Origin of the sequence: Planomonospora corallina (assembly GCF_042650625.1) — a bacterium.
Classification (GTDB): Bacteria; Actinomycetota; Actinomycetes; order Streptosporangiales; family Streptosporangiaceae; genus Planomonospora_B; species Planomonospora_B corallina.
The window spans coordinates 889,896-908,620 of sequence record NZ_JBHSBM010000017.1 but is presented as its reverse complement, the minus strand read 5'-3'; the positions used below and the strand labels follow the sequence as shown (position 1 = coordinate 908,620).

At 77.2% G+C, this 18,725-nt stretch carries 16 protein-coding genes; 11 read left to right on the top strand and 5 right to left on the bottom strand.

Annotated elements, in window-relative coordinates:
• The first annotated feature begins 88 nt into the window (after window positions 1-88).
• Window positions 89-556, top strand: a complete 468-nt coding sequence (locus tag ACFOWE_RS17295; RefSeq protein ID WP_377288869.1) for a hypothetical protein — start codon at window positions 89-91, stop codon at window positions 554-556.
• A 246-nt stretch (window positions 557-802) separates the two neighbouring features.
• Window positions 803-1,663 (top strand): alpha/beta fold hydrolase, encoded by an 861-nt coding sequence (locus ACFOWE_RS17290; protein WP_377288867.1) that lies wholly within the window; start codon window positions 803-805, stop codon window positions 1,661-1,663.
• Window positions 1,664-1,806: 143 nt separating this feature from the next.
• On the opposite strand, the gene ACFOWE_RS17285 is transcribed toward ACFOWE_RS17290, so the two are convergent.
• From ACFOWE_RS17285 to ACFOWE_RS17275, 3 genes are all read right to left on the bottom strand, one after another.
• Window positions 1,807-2,517 carry a hypothetical protein gene (locus ACFOWE_RS17285; RefSeq protein ID WP_377288865.1) on the bottom strand — a complete coding sequence of 237 codons (711 nt, stop codon included), beginning with the start codon at window positions 2,515-2,517 and terminating at the stop codon, window positions 1,807-1,809.
• A gap of 145 nt (window positions 2,518-2,662) precedes the next feature.
• The gene (locus tag ACFOWE_RS17280) at window positions 2,663-3,010 is read right to left on the bottom strand and encodes a hypothetical protein (RefSeq protein WP_377288863.1); all 348 of its coding nucleotides are present in this window, start codon (window positions 3,008-3,010) and stop codon (window positions 2,663-2,665) included.
• Between the two features lie 56 nt (window positions 3,011-3,066).
• The gene (locus ACFOWE_RS17275; protein WP_377288861.1) at window positions 3,067-3,399 is read right to left on the bottom strand and encodes a putative quinol monooxygenase; all 333 of its coding nucleotides are present in this window, start codon (window positions 3,397-3,399) and stop codon (window positions 3,067-3,069) included.
• A 336-nt stretch (window positions 3,400-3,735) separates the two neighbouring features.
• Here ACFOWE_RS17275 and ACFOWE_RS17270 point away from each other — a divergent pair, with 336 nt between their 5' ends.
• Complete coding sequence (locus ACFOWE_RS17270; RefSeq protein WP_377288859.1) at window positions 3,736-4,473, top strand: hypothetical protein; 738 nt, start codon at window positions 3,736-3,738, stop codon at window positions 4,471-4,473.
• Here the strand turns inward: ACFOWE_RS17270 and ACFOWE_RS17265 are convergent.
• Both ACFOWE_RS17265 and ACFOWE_RS17260 read right to left on the bottom strand, forming a co-directional pair.
• Entirely contained in the window at window positions 4,386-5,615 is a 1,230-nt protein-coding gene (locus ACFOWE_RS17265; protein ID WP_377288857.1) for a sensor histidine kinase, read from the bottom strand. The two genes, ACFOWE_RS17270 and ACFOWE_RS17265, sit on opposite strands and share 88 nt — an antisense overlap.
• Window positions 5,612-6,277 carry a response regulator gene (locus ACFOWE_RS17260; protein ID WP_377288855.1) on the bottom strand — a complete coding sequence of 222 codons (666 nt, stop codon included), beginning with the start codon at window positions 6,275-6,277 and terminating at the stop codon, window positions 5,612-5,614. Before ACFOWE_RS17260 ends, ACFOWE_RS17265 begins: the two co-directional genes overlap by 4 nt.
• Window positions 6,278-6,605: 328 nt before the next feature.
• Here ACFOWE_RS17260 and ACFOWE_RS17255 point away from each other — a divergent pair, with 328 nt between their 5' ends.
• The 8 genes from ACFOWE_RS17255 to ACFOWE_RS17220 all read left to right on the top strand — a co-directional run bounded on the left by ACFOWE_RS17255 (window position 6,606) and on the right by ACFOWE_RS17220 (window position 18,719).
• Window positions 6,606-7,907, top strand: coding sequence for a hypothetical protein (locus tag ACFOWE_RS17255; RefSeq protein WP_377288853.1), 1,302 nt, complete (start codon window positions 6,606-6,608; stop codon window positions 7,905-7,907).
• A gap of 194 nt (window positions 7,908-8,101) precedes the next feature.
• A complete protein-coding gene (locus ACFOWE_RS17250) occupies window positions 8,102-10,327 on the top strand; it encodes a serine/threonine-protein kinase (protein WP_377288851.1) in 2,226 nt (741 codons plus the stop codon).
• Window positions 10,324-11,337 carry a PP2C family serine/threonine-protein phosphatase gene (locus tag ACFOWE_RS17245; protein WP_377288849.1) on the top strand — a complete coding sequence of 338 codons (1,014 nt, stop codon included), beginning with the start codon at window positions 10,324-10,326 and terminating at the stop codon, window positions 11,335-11,337. Before ACFOWE_RS17250 ends, ACFOWE_RS17245 begins: the two co-directional genes overlap by 4 nt.
• Window positions 11,334-12,638 (top strand): vWA domain-containing protein, encoded by a 1,305-nt coding sequence (locus ACFOWE_RS17240; protein WP_377288847.1) that lies wholly within the window; start codon window positions 11,334-11,336, stop codon window positions 12,636-12,638. Before ACFOWE_RS17245 ends, ACFOWE_RS17240 begins: the two co-directional genes overlap by 4 nt.
• A gap of 13 nt (window positions 12,639-12,651) precedes the next feature.
• Window positions 12,652-13,428, top strand: a complete 777-nt coding sequence (locus ACFOWE_RS17235; RefSeq protein ID WP_377288845.1) for an FHA domain-containing protein — start codon at window positions 12,652-12,654, stop codon at window positions 13,426-13,428.
• Window positions 13,425-14,909, top strand: coding sequence for a hypothetical protein (locus ACFOWE_RS17230; RefSeq protein ID WP_377288843.1), 1,485 nt, complete (start codon window positions 13,425-13,427; stop codon window positions 14,907-14,909). Before ACFOWE_RS17235 ends, ACFOWE_RS17230 begins: the two co-directional genes overlap by 4 nt.
• 38 nt (window positions 14,910-14,947) lie before the next feature.
• A complete protein-coding gene (locus tag ACFOWE_RS17225) occupies window positions 14,948-15,889 on the top strand; it encodes a glutamate ABC transporter substrate-binding protein (RefSeq protein WP_377288841.1) in 942 nt (313 codons plus the stop codon).
• 82 nt (window positions 15,890-15,971) lie between these two features.
• The gene (locus ACFOWE_RS17220; RefSeq protein ID WP_377288839.1) at window positions 15,972-18,719 is read left to right on the top strand and encodes a helix-turn-helix transcriptional regulator; all 2,748 of its coding nucleotides are present in this window, start codon (window positions 15,972-15,974) and stop codon (window positions 18,717-18,719) included.
• Window positions 18,720-18,725: the final 6 nt, after the last annotated feature.

Here is an 18,725-nt window from a genome sequence, read left to right as displayed (position 1 = left end):
CGGCGCGACGGAGGGCGCGGTCCGCCGGGCCGTCCTCGGCGCGGCGCCCGCCGGAGCCGGGGCCGCCGCCGACCGGGACGCCCTGGCCGTGCTCGGCGTCGACCTCGACCGCCTGCTCGGCCCCTCCGGGGCGAGGGCCCTGGACCGCCCGCCCGCACGCGAGCCGCTGCTCCCGCTGGGCGCGGCCGCGGCCCGGCGCCGGTGCGCCCGGATGGACCCGCCGCTCGGCCTCGACGCCCAGGCGGCCTACGAGGCGTCGCTGCGGCTGGCACTGGCCCGCCGCGAACGCGAGCACCGGACCGAGCACCTGGCCCTCGCGCTCACCACGCTCGATCCCGGCGCGGCGTGGGTGCTCTCCGCCGCCGGCGCCGACCGGCGCGCGCTCTCGGCGGACCTCGCCGCGGCGTTCCCGCCGCCGCGGCGCAACCTCCTGCTCCGCGCCGAACGGCGGCTGGCGCGGCGGGCCCGCCACCGCGACATCGTGCGGCGCTACCAGCGCACGACGGGACGCGCCACGGTCTCGGGCCCCGCCCTGGCCGCGCTCATCGGCGGCTGACCGCACTCGCCGCGCTCCTCGGCGGCCGGCCGCGCTCGCCGCGCTCGCCGTGGGCCGGCCGGTCGTGCCGGCGAACCGGGCGCCGGTGACGAGCGCGGCCAGGTGGCGCGCGGAGGGCCGCCGGCTGCCGGCGGCGCATCCGGCGTCCCGAGGGCACCGGCCGCCGGAGAGATCGAGAGAAGTCGGAGACGCCCGGAAGAACCGGATGCTCCCGGGAGAGCCGCGGACGCCTGGGAGACTGGCCGGATGTTCACCGAGACCCTCGTCACCGTGTCCGCCGAGCCCGCCGTCGAGCTGTTCGTCGCGCAGACCGCCGGTCCCGCCGAGCGCACCCTGCTGGTCGTGCACGGCGGACCCGACTGGGACCACTCCTACCTGCGCGAGCCCCTGGCCGGGCTCGCGGGGCGGCACCGGGTCGTCATGCCCGACCTGCGCGGCTGCGGGCGCTCGACCCGGGGTCTCGCCGACGACCGGTACACGCCCTCCGCGGCCACCTCCGACCTCGTCGCCCTGCTGGACGCGCTGGGGACCGGGCAGGCCGACGTCCTCGGTTTCTCCTACGGGGGCCTGATCGCCCAGCGCTTGGCCCTGGCCGTACCCGGGCGCGTCCGGCGGCTCGTCGTCGCCTCCAGCAGCGTGCTGCCGGTGCCGCCGGACGCCTTCGACGGCTGGGCCGAGCGCGAGGAGCGCATCGCCGCGGAGGCCGGCGTCTGGTCCGACCCCGCCCTGCCCGGGCCGGAGCTGACCCGGGCGGCGGCGTTCGCCGGGGCGGCGGCGGACGTCTGGCGGCCGGAGTCGCTGCCCGGTTATCTCGACCGGCTGGGGCGCGTGCGCTTCTCCGCCGAGTGGATGCGCCCCTGGAAGGCCGGGACCCTGCCCTCAGCCCGGCCCGAGGACGCCGCCCGGCGGCTGGCCGCCCTCGGCGTCCCGCTGCTCCTGCTCCACGGCCGCCAGGACATGACCTTCCCCGCGGCCCTGGCCGGGCAGGCCGCGCAGCTGATCCCCTCCGCCCGTGCCGTGGTGATCGAGGAGGCGGGCCACATGGCCCACGTCGACCAGCCCGACGCCTGGCTGGCGGCCGTCGCCGGCTTCCTGGCCCGACAGTGAGGATGTAGGTGAACGCCTCCCGGAAGAGCTCGGCTGGCCTGACCGACCACGGTGTCCTCAACGGGATCTGTCGGCTCGGTCCGGGAGGCGTTCGCCGCTCCGCCCGGCGCGTCCGCCCTCCGTACGCGCCGGAGCCCGCCGGCTCACCCGGCCCGGCGTTCCGGGCGGGCGGGCCCGCGGGCGGGTCTCGCCGCGCGAGGGTCTCCACCGGCGGAGTCCTCGCCGGCGGGCGGGGGGACGGCCTCCGCCCGGGCTCTCGCGACGTTGGCGGCCCGGAACCGCTCCCGGCTCTCCTCCACGACCCGGAGCTGCTGATCCGACGCGTTCACCCTCCCGGACGGGCCCCCGCCGGCCAGGTCCCTCTTGTCGAGCCAGTACAGCCACGCGCGGTCCGCGGCCCTCTCCTTCTCGACCAGCCGGTCCGCCCACGCCGACAGCGCCCGCGCCCACAGCTCCCGTGCCGCGGCCACGTCGTCGGGATGGACGCCGCGGCGGATCCGCTCGTACCGCGCGGCGAGCAGTTCGACCCGCCGGCGCGCCTCCTCCAGCGTGCCGGGCGGCGAGGACGGCACGGCGGCGGGGTCGGGGTGCGTCCGCCCGAGGGCGGGATCGGCCCACGCCTCGTCCACGGCCTGCTCGCGGGCGACCAGCGTGCGCACCCACTCCCGCAGCGCCCAGGCCCACGCCTGCCGCGCCCGGATCACCTCGGCCGCGGATCCGGCCCTGGCGTCGAGCCCCGCCAGGGCGCCTCTGTACCAGCCCATGGCCAGCCGGAGCTCGCGCCCGGCCTCCCGGAACTCCTGCCGGGTCCACTCTCTCCGCTCGGAGTGACGATCTGTGTACGGAACGTCCACGTCCGGGAGGGTACGACAGCCGCTTCCCCTGCGTCCCGGGAACGGAGCATCCTCCTGACCGGTCCCGCACTCCCGTCATGCCCGCGGCGGCGGGAGGCGCAGGCGACGCGGCCGGCGGGCCGTGGCCGCGCGGAGAGGGAGGGCGTCAGCCGTTCGAGGCCCGCGCGGCCTGGGCGGCCAGGCCGGAGCGGGCGGCGGTCAGGCAGCCGGCCAGCAGCGTCGCGCCGGACAGCACCCCGCTGACGAAGGGCACCCACGGCAGGGCCGAGGTGAAGGTCATGGCGAGCCCGGCGAGGCCGAGCACGGTGAGGACCGCACCGGGCAGCATGATGGAGCGGTTCTTCCAGACCGGTCCGAGAGCGACGAAGTGCACACCGACGATGAGGGCGATCCAGGCGACGTTGGTCTCCTCCGGGCGCTCCAGGACGCGCAGCGCCGCGATGCCGCCGAACAGCAGGACCACCTCGATCGCGACGATGACCAGGTAGCCCATGCCGAACAAGGATCTTGGTTCAGCCGTCCCCGGATTCCCAGGACGGTCCGGCTCCCTCAGCCCCGCTCGGGGGCGGCCAGCTCGCCCAGGAGGGACCAGTCGTCCTGCGGCACCGTCGTGTTGACGATCCGGGGCGTGCCCGCCAGGTGCGGCGGCAGGGTCTGCTGCGCCTGCTTGAAATGCCCGGACTGCACGTGCGCCGCCCCCGCCTCGTCGTCGCGGAACGCCTCGACCAGCACGTACTCGGTGGGGTCCTCCACACTGCGGGACCAGTCGAACCACAGGCAGCCGGGCTCGGCGCGGGTCGCCTCCGTGAACTCGCGGGTGATCTCGGGCCACCGGTCGGCGTGCTCCGGCAGGACGCGGAACTTCGCGGTAATGAAGATCATTCGTTCTCCTCGTCGTAAGGCGGCGAGCTGTGGTCGCCGGCACTCTGGATGCTATTGGCTGGTCCCCGGTCGGGGTCGGGGCACTCCCCGGAGGCCTTGACGGCTCCGGCCGCCGGCCGTCCCGGGCCCGTGCCGCGACCGGGCCCGCCCCGGTGAGCCGGGGTGCCCGCCCGCCTGCCGTCCCGGGCCCGCGCCGCGACCGGCGGAGCCGGGGTCGGCGGACCGGCGGAGCCGCGCTCGCCCGCCCGGGTGAGGACGCCCGGCGCCGCGGAGGCATAGCTTTCCCGTCCACCCCGCCCGTCCGGCGCGGGGACGGAAACCCCGAGGGAAGATCTCATGTCCGTGCTCTCCGATCCGCACAGGTTCCGCCGGCAGGCGGCCGGCCTCTGCCTCATCGCCGCCCCGCTCCTCTACGTGGCGGGCGTCGTCGCCGACCCGTCCCTCCGGCGGGGCGACACCTCCGCCGGGGTCTACGGCCGGTACGCGGAGGAGGTCTCGCTCAGCGCCTCGCTCCTGCACTGGAGCTGGGTGCTGCTCGTCCCGGGCATCGTCGGGATGATCCACCTGGTCCGGCGGCGCGGCGCGGCGTTCGCGCACCTGGCCGGCGGCCTCGCCCTGCTCGGCGTGGTGAACTTCTCCGCGCTGATGATGGGCGACTTCTTCTACGCCCGGCTCGAGAGGGACCTGCCGCCCGCCCAGGGGGCGAGGATCGGCGACGAGGCGTTCGCCGACCCGGGCCTGATGTACGGATTCCAGGTCCCCGGCTTCCTCGGGCTGCTGGGCCTGCTCCTGCTCGGGCTGGCCGTCGCCTACGCCGGGCGCGCGCCGTGGTGGGCGCCGCCCGCGATGCTCGCCGGTGTCTTCGGCACCACGTTCTTCCCCGTCGGCACGGCCCTCGGCGGCCTGCTGTACCTGGCCGGATCCGGGGTGATCGGGCTGCGGATGCTGCGGATGAGCGACGCGGAGTGGGCCGGGGAGGGGCCGGCTCAGGCCGGGGCGCCCGCGTCCGGGACGGCGGGCGGCCTCTCCTCGGAGGCCGGGGCGTCCAGCGGGAAGCGGACCGCCACCCGGTAGCCGCCACCGGGGACGGGGCCGGCGGACAGTTCACCGCCGTGCATCACGGCCCGCTCGCGCATCCCGATCAGGCCGTGCCCGCCGGTGCCGTGCCCGCCCGGGGCCGCGTCCGCTCCCACGCCGTCGTCGACGACCTCCACCTCGAGACCGGCCCGGCCGTAGGTCAGGGCGACGTCGGCCCGGGCGGCGCGGGCGTGCTTGCGCACGTTCGTCAGGGCCTCCTGGACCACCCGGTAGACCGACAGGCCGAGGCCCGGCGGCAGGGGCCGCCGCTCGCCGGTGGTCCGGAGGCCGACCTCCAGCCCGGTCCCCCGCACCTGCTCCACCAGCTCGTCCAGGCGGTCCAGGTCCGGTTGCGGCGCCTCGGGACCCGCGTCGCCCTCGCGGAGCACCCCCAGCATGAGCTGGAGCTCCCTGACCGCCTCACGGCCCGCCTGCTCGATCCCGAGCAGCATGGCGCGCTCGCGCTCGCGTCCCCGGTCGTCGCCGAGCAGCATCCGCACCCCGCCCGCGTGCAGGGTCATGACGCTGACGTTGTGCGAGACGACGTCGTGCAGCTCCCGGGCGATCCTGGCCCGCTCCTCCTCCACCGCCCGCCGGGCCCGCTCCTCCCGCTCGATCTCCAGGCGGGTGGCGCGCTCGGCCAGGCGGAGCGTCCGGTCGGCCTGGCGGCGCAGCAGGATGCCGCTGCCGTACGCCACCCCGACGAAGATCGCGCTGATCATGACCTCGGCGAGGTCGTTGCTCTGCAGCGTCTGCAGGTAGGCGTAGGCCGTCAGCACGCAGCCCAGCCCCGCGACGCCGCGCCCGCTGCGCAGCTCCGCCGCGCCGGCCACGGTGTGCACGAGGATCAGCGTCGAGTAGAAGTGCCAGGCGGCGTAGTAGGCGGTGTCCGTCACCCTGCCCACCACGACCCCGGTCGCGATCAGCCCCAGGAGCGCGGCCAGGGGGAACCTGCCGCGGAGGAGCAGCAGCAGCCCCGCCGCGACCGCTCCCGCCGCCAGCGGCGCCGGGTCGGCGATCTGCCCCGGCTCCGTGCCCTGCCGGCCGAACGACTCCGCCAGGCCGGCGACCACGACGGCGAGGGAGAGCAGCACGTCGAGCCGGGTGGGCCGCCAGGGGCCCGGCGTCCGCTCCGTCACCGCGGCTCCCCCTGCCCGGGCCGGACGATCCCGGCCTCGTAGGCGAACACGACCGCCTGGATGCGGTCCCGCACCCCGAGCTTCTGCAGCACCCGCGCGACGTGGGTCCGGACGGTCGCCTCGCCCAGGCCGAGGGCCGCGGCGATCTCCGGGTTGGACAGGCCCCGGGCCAGCAGGTCCAGCACCTGCCGCTCCCGCGGGGTGAGCGTCTCCAGCTCGGGCCTGTCGCCCGGCACGGGACCGCCCGCGAGCGAGGTGATCACCCGCATGGTGACCGCCGGGTCGATGAGCCCTTCGCCGGCGGCCGCCACCCGTACCGCCTCGGCCAGCAGCTCCGGCGGGGAGGTCTTCAGCAGGAAGCCGTTCACCCCCGCCCGCAGCGCGGCGTGCAGGTTCCGGTCCGTGCCGAAGGTGGTCAACATGACGATCTTCGGAGGGTGCGGGTCGCCGAGCAGCTCCCGGGCCGCGTCCAGGCCGTCCAGCCGGGGCATCGCGATGTCCATCAGCAGCACGTCCGGGCGGAGCCGCCGGACCACGTCCAGGGCCTCCCGCCCGTCCGCCGCCTCGCCCGCGACCTCGATGCCGGCCGCGTTCTCCAGGACGAGCCGCAGGCCGGCGCGGATCATGGCCTGGTCGTCGGCGATGACCAGCCTGATCGTCATGGATGCTCCCGCTCTCCCCCGGACATGCCCGGAATATTACGGTCCGCCGTGCGCACCGGCGCCCATCCGGGGAGCGGACGGCGCGCAGGCGGGGTCCGCCGCGTGGCGGACCCCGCCTCCGCAGGCCGGCGGGCAGCGGGTCCGCCGCGCTCCACCCCGCCCCGTCCCGGGCGCCCCGAAGCGATCCCCCTTTTTTCCGGAAACTTTCCGTCGCCGTCCTTCGTCAATGGGTAAAGAGCGGATAAAGACCACGCTTTCCTCGGGGGCCTTGTGCAGAGGGAGGTACGGGGGACCGTTGACGGGGAGTTCGGGATCGGCCGGGCCGCCGATGAGCGCCGAGGGGATCGAGCACGCCCTCCGGCTCCGCAGGGAGGAGCGCGACCGCATCTCCGGTGACGTCCTGGACCTGGAGGCGCACACCGTCCTGCGGTTGCTGGGCAGCTCTCCGCTGCGCGGGGAGACCGCGCGGCGCTGGGCCGGGACGAGGCGGCGCGCGATCTTGCTCTGGGCCCTGCTCGACGCCTACCGCGGCGTCCTGGAGCGGGCGGAGCGGATCACCGCGGGCGTCCGCCGGCTCGGTCCCGCCGAGCTGGCGGAGCTCACCGGGCTGCTCACCGGGCCCGCCGTCCTCCTCGCCCCCGAGGAGCGCCCGGTGGAGCACCGGTCGCTGCTGGCCGCTCCCGGCGAGCGGTTCACCCTGGACGAGGCGGTGACCGCGATGGACTCCGCCTTCCGCGACGTCACCGCGCTGATCTCGGCCGTGGACGCGGTCTGGGGGGAGACGCTCCCCCGCCTCGACGCCGCCGCGGCCGCCGCGCACGCGGCCCGGGAGCTGCTGCGCGGGCTGGGTGGCGGCGATCCCGGACTGGACGCGTGCGAGCGGGAGATCGAGCGGTTCCGCGAGGAGCTGCGCGCCGACCCGCTCGGCGCCCGGTGCGCCGGCCCGGAGGCCGCGGAGCGCGCGCGGGCCGAGGCGGAGCGCGTGCGCGAGCGGGCGGAGCGCGCCGCGGCGCTCCGGCGGGAGTACGGCACGCGCCGCGAGGCGCTCCGGCTGCTCGTCGACCGGGCCGCCGGAGCCGAGGAAGAGGCCCGCCGGGCCCGTGACCTCGTGCTGGCGAAGATCGCTTCCCCCGCGCTGCCGGACCTGCCCCGGCGGGCTCCGCTCCTGCGGGAGCGCCTGGCCGCCCTGGACGCGCTGGCCGCGGACGATCCAGGCGGCGCGGGTGACCCGGGTGGCGCGGGCCGTGCGGGCGGCGCGGGTGACCCGGGTGGCGCGGGTGACCCGGGCGGCGCGGGTGACCCGGGCGGCGCGGGCCGTGCGGGCGGCGACCGGTGGCTGGAGTGCGCGGAGCTCGCGGCCGCTCTGGAGGGCGCCGCGGAGCGGGCCGTACGGCAGGCGGAGGAGGCGGGCGCCGCGCTGCGCGAGCTGATCGACCGCCGGGACGAGCTCCGCGGGCGGCTGGAGGCCTTCCACGCCAAGGCCGTACGGCTCGGCCGCGCCGAGGACACCGGTCTCCACCGCCTGTACCGGCACGCCCGCGACCTGCTCTGGACGGCCCCCTGCGACCTGCGGCAGGCGACGGCGGCCGTGACCGGATACCGACGCGCCATCGAGGGAGGTGCCCCATGACCGGCTGCGCCCGGCCAGGATGCTCGGGGACCGTCGAGGACGGCTACTGCGACCTGTGCGGCCACGCCGCCGCGCCGCCGCGGCCCGCGGGGAGCCCTCCCTCCTCCGGGCCCGCCCGGGCCGCCCCCGGGTCCGCCTCCGGATCCACGCCGGGGTCCGTGCCCGGATCCGCGTCCCGATCCACGCCGGGTTCCGTGCCCGGACTCCCGTCCGGATCCTTCTCCTCCTCCGTCACCATGCCGTCGGCGGGGCGCGGGAGCGGTCCCGCCTCGGGACGCGGGACGCGCGGCACCGGCTCCCGGCCGGGCACGCTGGGATCGGGACTGGCCGAGGTGCCGCCCGTCCTCTACCGCGACCCGGCGGCCGTGGTCATGCGGGACCCCGAGGTGCCGGAGGAGCGGAGGTTCTGCGGCGCGCCCGGCTGCGGCAGGCCCGTCGGCCGCAGCAGGCACGGGCGGCCGGGCCGTACCGAGGGGTTCTGCCCGCACGACGGCACGCCCTTCTCCTTCGCTCCCAAGCTGCGCGAGGGCGACCTGGTGGCCGGCCAGTACGAGGTGAAGGGCTGCCTGGCCCACGGCGGGCTCGGCTGGGTCTACCTCGCCGCCGACCGCAACCTCGACGGCCGGTGGGTGGTGCTCAAGGGACTGCTCAACACCAACGACGCCGAGGCGCTCGCCGTGGCGGAGGCCGAGCGCCGCTTCCTGACCGGCGTGGACCACCCGAACATCGTCAAGATCTTCAACTTCGTCCGGCACCGGGAGCCCGGCGGCGGGCAGATGGCCGGCTACCTCGTCATGGAGTACGTCGGCGGCGAGTCGCTGCACGCCCTCCTCCGCCGCCGGCTGCACGAGACCGGCGGGGCGGAGGCGCTCCCGCTGCGCCAGGCGATCCCGTACGCGCTGGAGATCCTGCGCGCCTTCGGCTACCTGCACGAGCGCGGCATGCTCTACTGCGACCTCAAGCCCGCCAACGTGATCCAGGTCGGCCGGGAACTGAAGATCATCGACCTGGGTGCGGTCCGCATGATCGGTGACTCCGACAGCGCCATCTACGGCACGCTCGGCTACCAGGCGCCGGAGATCGCCTCCGACGGCCCCTCGGTCGCCTCCGACCTCTACACCGTGGGCCGGACGCTGGCGGTGCTCGCCATCCCGTTCAGCCCGGTCGCGGGCGGCGCCGAGGCGCCGATCCCGGACCTGGCGGACCTGCCGCCCGCCGCCCGGTACGAGTCCTTCCACCGCCTGCTGCTGCGCGCGACCGACCCCTCCCCCGCCGCCCGCTTCGCCGGCGCCGAGGAGATGGCCGGCCAGCTCGTCGGGGTCCTGCGGGAGGTCCGCGCCGCCGAGGACGGCGTGCCCTACCCGGCGCCGTCCTCCCTGTTCGGCCCGGAGCGGAGCGCCGCCGGGACCGTCCTCCCCCCGCCCGGCCGCGAACACGCCCTGGCCCCACTGGACCGCGCCGCGACCGCGGCCGGCCCGCCGGTCCGGCCCGCCCACGGGCGCGCGCTGGCCCCACTGGACCGCGCCGCCGCGGCGGCGGCACTGCCGGTCCCGCTGGCCGATCCCGCCGACCCGGCCACGCCCTTCCTGTCCGGGCTCACCGCCCGCACCCCCGCCGAGCTGACCGCCGTGCTCGGCTCCGCCCCGCACACCCCCGAGACGCTGCTCGCGCTCACCCGGATGAGCGCCGAGCACGGTGCCGAGGACACCCCCGCCCTGCTCACCCGGGCCGCGGCGGAGCTGCCCGGCGACTGGCGGGTCCTGTGGTGCCGGGGCGTGCACGAGCTCGTCTCCGGCGACCTCACGCGGGCCGTCCGGATCTTCGACCGCTGCTACGACCTGCTGCCCGGCGAGTGCGCGGCCCGGCTGGCCCTCGCCTTCAGCCTGGAGTGCGCCGGGGACACGAGCGCGGCGGCGCGGCGGTACGAGACGGTGTGGCGCACCGACCGCTCCCACGTGAGCGCGGCCTTCGGCCTGGCCAGGACCCTCTTCACGGCCGGCGACCCGGAGGGCGCGATCGGTGTCCTCGACGAGGTCCCGTCCAGCTCCAGCCACTTCGTCGCGGCGCGGCTGGCGGGGGTGGCCGCGGCCGTACGGTCGCGGGCCCCCGACTCGCTCGACGCGGCCGCGCTGACCGCGATGGGCGAGCGGCTGGACGGCCTCACCGACCTGGACCCGCGCCGCCGGGGCGAGCTGGCGGCCGAGACGCTGGAGCTGGCCCTCGCCTGGCTCGGCACCGGCCACGCGCGCGGACGGGGCCGGGCCGCCGGAACGATCCTGGGCGTCCCGCTCACCGAGCGTGCGCTCCGGCAGGAGCTGGAGCGCCTCTACCGCGGGCTCGCCCGGGCCGCGGACAGCACCGCGGAGCGGCACCGGCTGATCGACCGCGCCAACGCCACCCGTCCCCGGACGCTGCTGTGACGGGCCCCGCCGGTCCGGGCGCCTCCGGCGGGGCGTGCCCGCGCTGCGGCGCGGACGTGCTCTCCGGGGAGCACTTCTGCGAGGAGTGCGGCCTGCCGCTGGCACCGGCCCGGTGCGTGCGGTGCGGGCCCGCGCCGGTGGACGCGGACGGGTACTGCGAGCGCTGCGGCCTGCGGCAGCCCTCCGGACGCGACCACGCCGAGACGGAGGCCGGCGGCGCGGCGGGGGTGAGCGACCGCGGCCTGCGGCACGCCCGCAACGAGGACTCGATGGAGCTGGCCACCGTGGCCACGGCCGCAGGCGGCCTGGTGACCGGCGTGGTCTGCGACGGGGTCTCGTCCTCGCCGAGGCCGGAGGAGGCATCGGCCGCCGCCGTGCGGTCCGGCGCCGCCGTGCTGCGGGCGGAGCTCGCCGCCGGGGCGGACCCGGAGACCGCCACCCGCGCGGCCGCCGCCGCGGCGGCGCTCGCGGCGGCCGCCCTGGGCTCCGGCCCGGACGACGCGCCCGCCTGCACCTACGTCTCCGCCGTCGTCGGCCCCGCCGGGGTGACCGTCGGCTGGGTCGGCGACAGCCGGGCCTACTGGATCCCCGCCGCCCGGCCCGAGCCCCCTCCCGCCGCGGGCGGCACGGACGAGCCCACGGTGCCCGTGCCGGCCGCCGCGCCCGCTCCGGGCGGGCACGCCCCGCCGCTGACCGGCGCCGCGCTGCTCACCGAGGACGACACCGCCGCCCCCGGCGTGCTCTCGGCCTGGCTCGGCGCGGACGCGGGCGGTGCCGGGGCGCGGGTGCGCACCTTCGCCCCGCGGGTCCCCGGCGCGGTCGTGGTCTGCAGCGACGGCCTGTGGGGCTACCTGCCCCTGCCCGGCTCGCTGGCCCCCTTCACGGCGGGGAGCACACCGCGCGAGGCGGCCCGCGCCCTGGTACGGCACGCCCTCGCGGCCGGAGGCCGCGACAACGTCACCGTCCTGGTGATCCCGTTCGACCCACCACCGGCGGAGGAGACCGCATGAGCGACCAGTCCCCGTTCACGCTGAGCATCGACCAGAACGAGCACCTTCCCACGGGCGGGCAGGAGGTCCACGCGATCCTCACCGTCGAGGCCTCGGGACCCGCCGTTCAGCCGGCCGGGAACGTCGAGGCGGCCGAGGTGATCGTCGTCGACGCCTCCGGCTCGATGGGCGGCGAGAAGATCGCCGAGGCCCGCCGCGCCGCGCAGGTCGCGGTGGAGACGCTCCGCGACGGCGTGCACTTCGCCATCGTCGCCGGGACCCACGAGGCGGCCAAGATCTACCCGTCGGGCCGGGCCGGGCTGGTCCGGGCCGACGCGGGCACGAGGAAGGAGGCGGTCGCGGCGCTGCGGGGGCTGCGCGCCGGCGGCGGCACGGCGATCGGCGCCTGGCTCAGGCTCGCCGCCGAGCTGCTGCGGCGGCACCCCCGCGCGGTCCGGCACGCCATCCTGCTGACCGACGGCCAGAACAACGAGGACGAGCGGACGTTCGACGCCGCCCTGGCCGAGTGCGCGGGGACGTTCGTCTGCGACTGCCGCGGCGTCGGGACCGACTGGGCCCCGGCCGAGCTGCGCAAGGTCGCCGAGGCCCTGCTGGGCGGCTCCGGCTTCATCCGCCGGCCCGAGGAGCTGGCCGACGACTTCCGGGCGATGGTCGAGAGCACCATGGGCAAGGCCGTGGCCGAGGTCGCGCTGCGGATCTGGACCCCGCAGCACGGCCGGGTGCGGTTCCTCAAGCAGGTCTCCCCGTCCCTGGCGGACCTGACCGGGCTGCGCACGGAGGTCGACGCGCTCACCGGCGACTACCCGACCGGCGCGTGGGGCGCGGAGACCCGCGAGTACCACCTCTGCGTCGAGGTGCCGCCGGGCGGGGTCGGCCAGGAGATCCGCGCGGCCTGGGTCCGGCTGGTGGTGCCGGACGGCGCCGGGGTGCTGGCCCGCGGCAACGTCCTGGCCCGGTGGACCGACGACCTGGCCCTGTCCACCCGGATCAGTCCGGGCGTGGCCCACTACACCGGGCAGGCGGAGCTGTTCTCCCTCATCCAGGAGGGCCTGGGCGCACGCGCCGCCGGCGACCTGGGCACCGCGACCGCCCGGCTCGGGCGGGCCAGGGAGCTCGCCGAGCGGTCCGGCAACGGGGAGACCGCCAAGCTGCTCGCCAAGGTCGTCGAGGTGGACCCGGACACCGGCACCGCCCGGCTCCGCCGCGCCGTCGACAGGGCGGACGAGATCGCCCTGGACACCGGCTCGGTCCGTACGGCGCGCATGCGCAGGGACCCCGGCGGCCAGGGCGCCGCGAGCTGAGAGGAGGACGACCATGGCCATCTGTCCCGCGGGGCACGATCCGGGCGAGGCCGGGCTCGCCGACGGGTACTGCGGTGTCTGCGGCAACCGGCTGACCGGGACCTCCGCCGCGCCCTCCGGCGCGGCGGGCGGCGCGGCGGCCGGGACCGGGTCGCCGTCCCCGGCCCCTCCCGGCTCCGCCGCGGAGCCGCCGCCCGGGTGCGTCGTGTGCGGGGCGCCGGTCAGCGGACGGTTCTGCGAGGACTGCGGCCACGACCGGACGGCGCCCCCGCCCGTCCCGGCCGGTCCGGACGGCCCGGGAAGCCCGGGCGGGCCGCCGCGTGGAACCGCGCCCCGCGGATCCGCGCCGCCCGGGAGCGCGCCACCCGGGAGCGGGCCGGCGGTGGAGTGGTGGGCGACCGTCGAGGCCGACCGCGCGCACTACGACGAGGTGATCGCGCTGAGCGGCCCGGACGCCGCCCGGGTGCTGTTCCCGCCGTACTGTCCCCGGCGCGACGTCCCGCTCACCGGTACGGAGATCCGCATCGGCAGGGCCAGCCGCTCCCGGGCGCTCTTCCCGGAGATCGACCTGAGCGGGCCGCCCGAGGACCCCGGGGTCTCCCACCTGCACGCCGTCCTCCTGCCCGGGTCCGCGGGAGGCTGGACGCTGGTCGACCCCGGCTCCGCCAACGGCACCGTCGTGAACGGCCGGCAGGTCGAGACGAACCGGCCCGTGCCCGTGGGCGACGGCGCCCGCATCCACGTCGGCGCCTGGACCCTCATCACCCTGCGCCGCGGGAGGACCCCATGACGCTCGCCCAGCCCCCGTCGCCCCCGCCCTCTCCGCCGTCCCCGCCCGCGCCGTCGCCTCCGCCCGTCTCGGCGGCCCCCCACCCCGCGCCCGCGCCCCGGCCGCTGCCGGTCCGCGTCACCCGGCCGCTCCGCGTGCGGAGCGTGCCCGGCCGGATCCGCCTCCTGTCCGCCGTCTCCGTCCTGGCACTCGCCGTGCTGTTCGGCACCCTGTTCACGGCCGCGCAGAGCGTCCGCGAGGGCCTGGACGTCATCGGCCACGACGCCGGACCGCAGGTCGTGGCCACCGCCGACCTGTACTTCGCGCTCAGCGACATGGACGCCCAGGTCGCCAACGTGCTGCTGATCGGCGGCGAGCACCGGCTGGGCAAGGGGCGCGCCCGCGCGCTGGAGGTCTACGAGCGGCGCCGGGGCGACGCCGGGCGCGCGGTGCTGCAGGCGTCCGCGCTGGCCGGCGACGACCCGTCCGAGCGGCGGACCGTCCAGGCCGTGCTGGACGGACTGGGCCGCTACGAGCGGCTGGCCGCCCGCGCCCTGCTCCTCGACGAGCAGTCCGGGCACCCCGCGGGCCCGCCGCCGAAGAGCGTGCTGGAGGTCTACCGCCAGGCGACCGACCTGATGCGGCTGGAGCTGCTGCCCATGGCCTACAACCTGACCCTGGAGAGCGGCACCGTCGTGCGCCGCGCCCACGCCGAGCGGAGCCTGTCCGTGCGGACGGGCCAGGTGCTGACCGCGGCCGCCGGAGCCGCCGCGGCCGGTTGCCTCATCTGGCTCCAGGTGTTCCTGGCCCGCCGCTTCCGCCGCGTGTTCAACCCCGCCCTGCTGGTCGCCACGGCCATCGCCGGGCTGTACGCGCTGACCGGGGTCACGGTCCTCGGGCACGAGGCCCGCGTGCTGGGGACGGCCAAACGCGACGGCTTCGACGCGATCCTCACCCTCGCCCGCGCCCGGGCCGTCGGCAGCAGCATGCACGGGGACCAGAGCCGCTGGCTGCTCGACCCCGAGCGGGCCGACACCTACGAGCAGACCTACCTCGAAAAGGCGCAGTCGGTCCTGTACACGCCGAGCGACAACCTCGCCGCCTACCAGCGGGCGGTGGCGGAGAAGGCGGGCGACGGCCGGACCGCCTTCCTCGGCCTGGTCGGCCAGGCGGCGGCCCGTACGACCCTGTCCGGCAGCGCTCCCGCGGTCGCCGACGTGCTCCGCCAGTACAAGGAGTTCCAGCAGGCCGACCGGCGGATGCGGGAGCTGAGGCCGCGCGGGGCCGTCGAGCAGCGGATGACCCGCCTGGAGACGGAGTTCGAGCAGTACGACGCCGCCCTGGTGAAACTCGCCGGGCTGTACCGCGCCTCGTTCGACCGGGAGATCGGCGACGGCGAGGAGCGGGTCCGCGAGCTGTGGTTCCTGCTGCCCGTCGCCGTGGCCTCCACCGCCGTGCTGGTCCTCGGCGGCGTCCGGCCCCGGCTGACGGAGTACCGGTGAGCCGCCGGAGCGGCGGAACGGAGCGGAAGGAGACGACCATGCGACCTGTGGGCGCGCACACCGGGACCGGGCTCCGCGCGGCCGCGCGCGCCGGGACGGAGCGGGGCGCCGGCGCGCACCGGCACGCCGGGCGCTCCGGGGCGGGGCCGCGGGCGGCGGCGGTCCGCGCCCGGCGGTTCCTGGCCGCCGTCGCGGCCCTGCCGGCCGTCCTGGCCGCGGCCGCCTGCGGGACCGGCGGGCCCGCGTCGATCCTCGACCGGGAGACCCTGGTGGTCGGCGTCAAGCCGGACCAGCCGGGTCTGGGGGTCAAGCGCGCCGGGGGCCGCTACGAGGGCTTCGACGTCGACGTCGCCACCGAGGTGGCCCGGCGGATCGGCGCGGGCGGCGTCGAGTTCGTCACCGCGCTGTCGTCCACCCGCCAGCGGCTCATCGAGGACGGCAGGGTCGACATGGTCGTCGCCACCTGGTCGATCACCCCGCAGAACCGGGCCGAGGTGACCTTCGCCGGGCCGTACTACGTCGCCCACCAGGACACCCTGGTCCGCGCCGGCGACCGCGACATCGGGAACGTGCGCGACCTGAAGGGGCGCCGCCTCTGCCAGGCCGCCGGATCGAACTCCTGGCGCAGGGTCACCCAGGAGCGGCAGGTCCCCGTCACGCTCGTCCCGGCCTCCTCCTACGGCGAGTGCCTGGCCATGCTGCGCGACGGCGAGCTGGACGCCGTCTCCACCGACGACCTGATCCTCGCCGGGTTCGCCGGCCGGGACTCCTCCGCCTTCAGGATCGTCAACGCGCCGTTCACCGACGAACGGCTCGGCATCGGCATGCGCAAGGGCGACCTCGACGGCTGCGAGGCCGTCAACCGGGCCATCACCGCCATGTACCAGGACGGCACCGCCGAGAAGCTGCTGCGCAAGTGGTTCGGCTCGTCGGGGCTGGACCTGACCTTCACCGTCCCCCAGTTCGAGGGCTGCGCCTGACCTCTCCGCGCCGGAGGACGCGCACGACCGGGTGTTCACCGGCCCGCGCGGGACGCTTCCGGACGAATGCCAGGATGGGATCATGGACGTGGGGGGATTGCACGGGAGAGAGCGCGAACAGGACGTGATCGCCGGACTGCTGGCGGAGGCCCGGGCGGGCGCGAGCTCACCGCTGGTGCTGCGCGGCGAGCCGGGCATCGGCAAGACGGCGCTGCTCGACCACGCCGCCGCGGCGGCCGGGGACCTGCGGCTGCTCCGCGGTACGGGGGTCGAGTTCGAGGCGGAACTGCCGTTCTCGGGACTGCAGCTGCTGCTGCGCCCGGCGCTCGGATCCCTCGCCGCGCTGCCCGGTCCGCAGCGCGAGGCCCTGGAGGCGGCGTTCGGGCTCGGTCCCGCGGCCGGCTCCGAGCCGATGCTGGTGGGACTGGCGGTGCTCTCCCTGCTGACGGAGCACGCGGACGGGGCGGGGCTGCTGTGCCTCGTCGACGACGCGCACTGGCTCGACCGGGCGTCGCGGGACGCCCTGCTGTTCGCCGCCCGGCGCCTGCACGCCGAGGGCGTGGTGATGATCTTCGCTGCCCGGGACGGCGAGGGTTCCTTCCCCGCCTCCGGCCTTCCGGAGCTGCGCCTGTCCGGACTCGCCCCGGAGGCGGCGGCGGCCCTGCTCGACCGGCATCCGCTCGCGCCCGCCGTACGCCACCGCCTGCTCGCCGAGGCCGGCGGCAACCCGCTGGCCCTGCTGGAGCTGCCGGTCGCCCTGGCCGCCGAGGGCGGCGGCGCGTTCTCACCGGGAGCGCTCCCCCTCACGGACCGCCTGAGGCTGGCCTTCCACGGCCAGATCAGCCGGATGCCGGAGTCCTGCCAGAGCCTGCTCCTGGTGGCGGCGGCCGACGAGACCGGCGAACTCGCCGTGATCCTGCGTGCCGCCGCCGCGCTGGGGGCGGCCGTCGAGGACCTGTCTCCCGCCGAGCAGGCCGGCCTGGTGCTCCGTGGCGACGCCGACGGCACCACGGTCCGCTTCCGCCATCCTCTGATCCGCGCCGCCGTCTACCAGCGCGCGCCGATCGGGCAGCGCCTCGCCGTCCACCGCGCGCTCGCCGCCGCTCTCGGCTCGCCCGAGCACGCCGACCGCCGGGCCTGGCACCTGGCGGCCGCCGCCACCGGGGCCGACGAGGAGGCCGCCGCCGCGCTGGAACGCACCGCCGCCCGCGCCCGCGAACGCAGCGGCCACGAGGCGGCCGCGGCGGCGTACGAACGGGCCGCCCGGCTGAGCGCCGAGCCCGCCGCCAGGGCGCACCGCGAGGTCCTGGCGGCGGAGGCGGCGCTGGAGGCGGGCCATCTGGAGCGTGCCCGGGCACTCGGAGACCGTGCGGCCCGGCGGCTGGACGGGGCCCCGGCGGTGAACGCGCGGATCGCCCAGGTGCGGGCGCTCGCGGACTTCTGGCAGGGCTCCTACTCCGCCGCCCACCGGTCGCTGCTCGACGGCGCCGGGCTCATCCGCGACAGCGCTCCGGCCCAGGCCGCCCTGCTGCTGGTCCAGGCCGCCCACACCTCCTGGTACCTGGGGGAACGGCAGGTCACCGCGACACTGGACCGGCTGGTCTCGCTGCCGCTGGACGAGGCGGACCCGCTCGTGCCGGTGGGGTCCTACCTCGCCCACCTCGCCCGTCCCGACCGGGGCCGCGGCGAGCGACCGCCGCCGCTGGGCGACGTCCTCGCGGAGGTGCGGCGGCGGGGCCGGATCCCCGACCAGGTGTCGGCGATCCTCTGCGGAGCGGCACTCGCGCTGGGTCAGGACTCCGACGCCTACGAGCTGGCGGCCTCGCTCGCCGCCGGGCACCGCACCCGGGGCGGTGCCGGACGGCTGCCGACGGTGCTGTTCTTCATGTCCGAGGGCGAGGTCTTCACCGGACGGCACCTGGACGCGCTCGCCACGGCGACCGAGGCCCTGGCGCTCGCCCGCGACACCGGCCAGCGGCAGTGGGTCAGCCAGTTCAGCAGCGTACTCGCCTACCTCGACGCTGCCGGAGGGGACGAGGAGGCCTGCCGGCGCAACGCCGAGGAAGGTCTGGCGGGGACCGTCGCCGGGACCGTCTCCCCCGGCGCGCCGTGGGCGCACTGGTCGCTCGGGCTACTGGACCTCGGCCTCGGCCGCGCCGAGGCGGCGCTCACCCGCTTCGAGCGCCTGACCCGCGAGCCGATGCGCCATCACATCTGCGCCACCCGCTCCACCCCCGACCTGGTGGAGTCGGCCGTACGGGTGGGGGCGCCGGAACGCGCCGCCGAGCCTCTGGCGCGCTTCGAGCGGTGGGCCCGGTCGGCCGGGCAGCCCTGGGCCGACGCGCTCGTGCTGCGCTGCCGCGGGCTGCTCGCCGCCGACGACCGGGCCGAGGCGTTCTACACGGCCGCCCTCGAACTGCACGACCGGGACGGCCGCGCGCCGGAGTACGCCAGGACCGCGCTGCTCTACGGCGAGTGGCTGCGCAGGGCCCGGCGGAAGGCCGAGGCGCGCGGATCGCTGAACGACGCCCTGGAGGTCTTCGACCGGCTCGGCATGCGGCCGTGGGCCGAACGCGCCCGCGGTGAGCTCACCGCCACCGGTGCCCCGGACCGGGGACCCGGGTCCGCCGCAGGCGCGGCCGCCGGCCTCACCCCGCAGGAACTGCAGATCACCCGGCTCGCCGCGCGGGGCATGTCCAACCGCGACATCGCCGCGCAGCTCTTCCTCAGCCACCGGACGGTCGGCTACCACCTCTACAAGGCCTATCCCAAGCTCGGCGTCGCCTCCCGGGGCGAACTCAGGGATCTCGCCGGCCGGCTGGGACTGTGACATCCT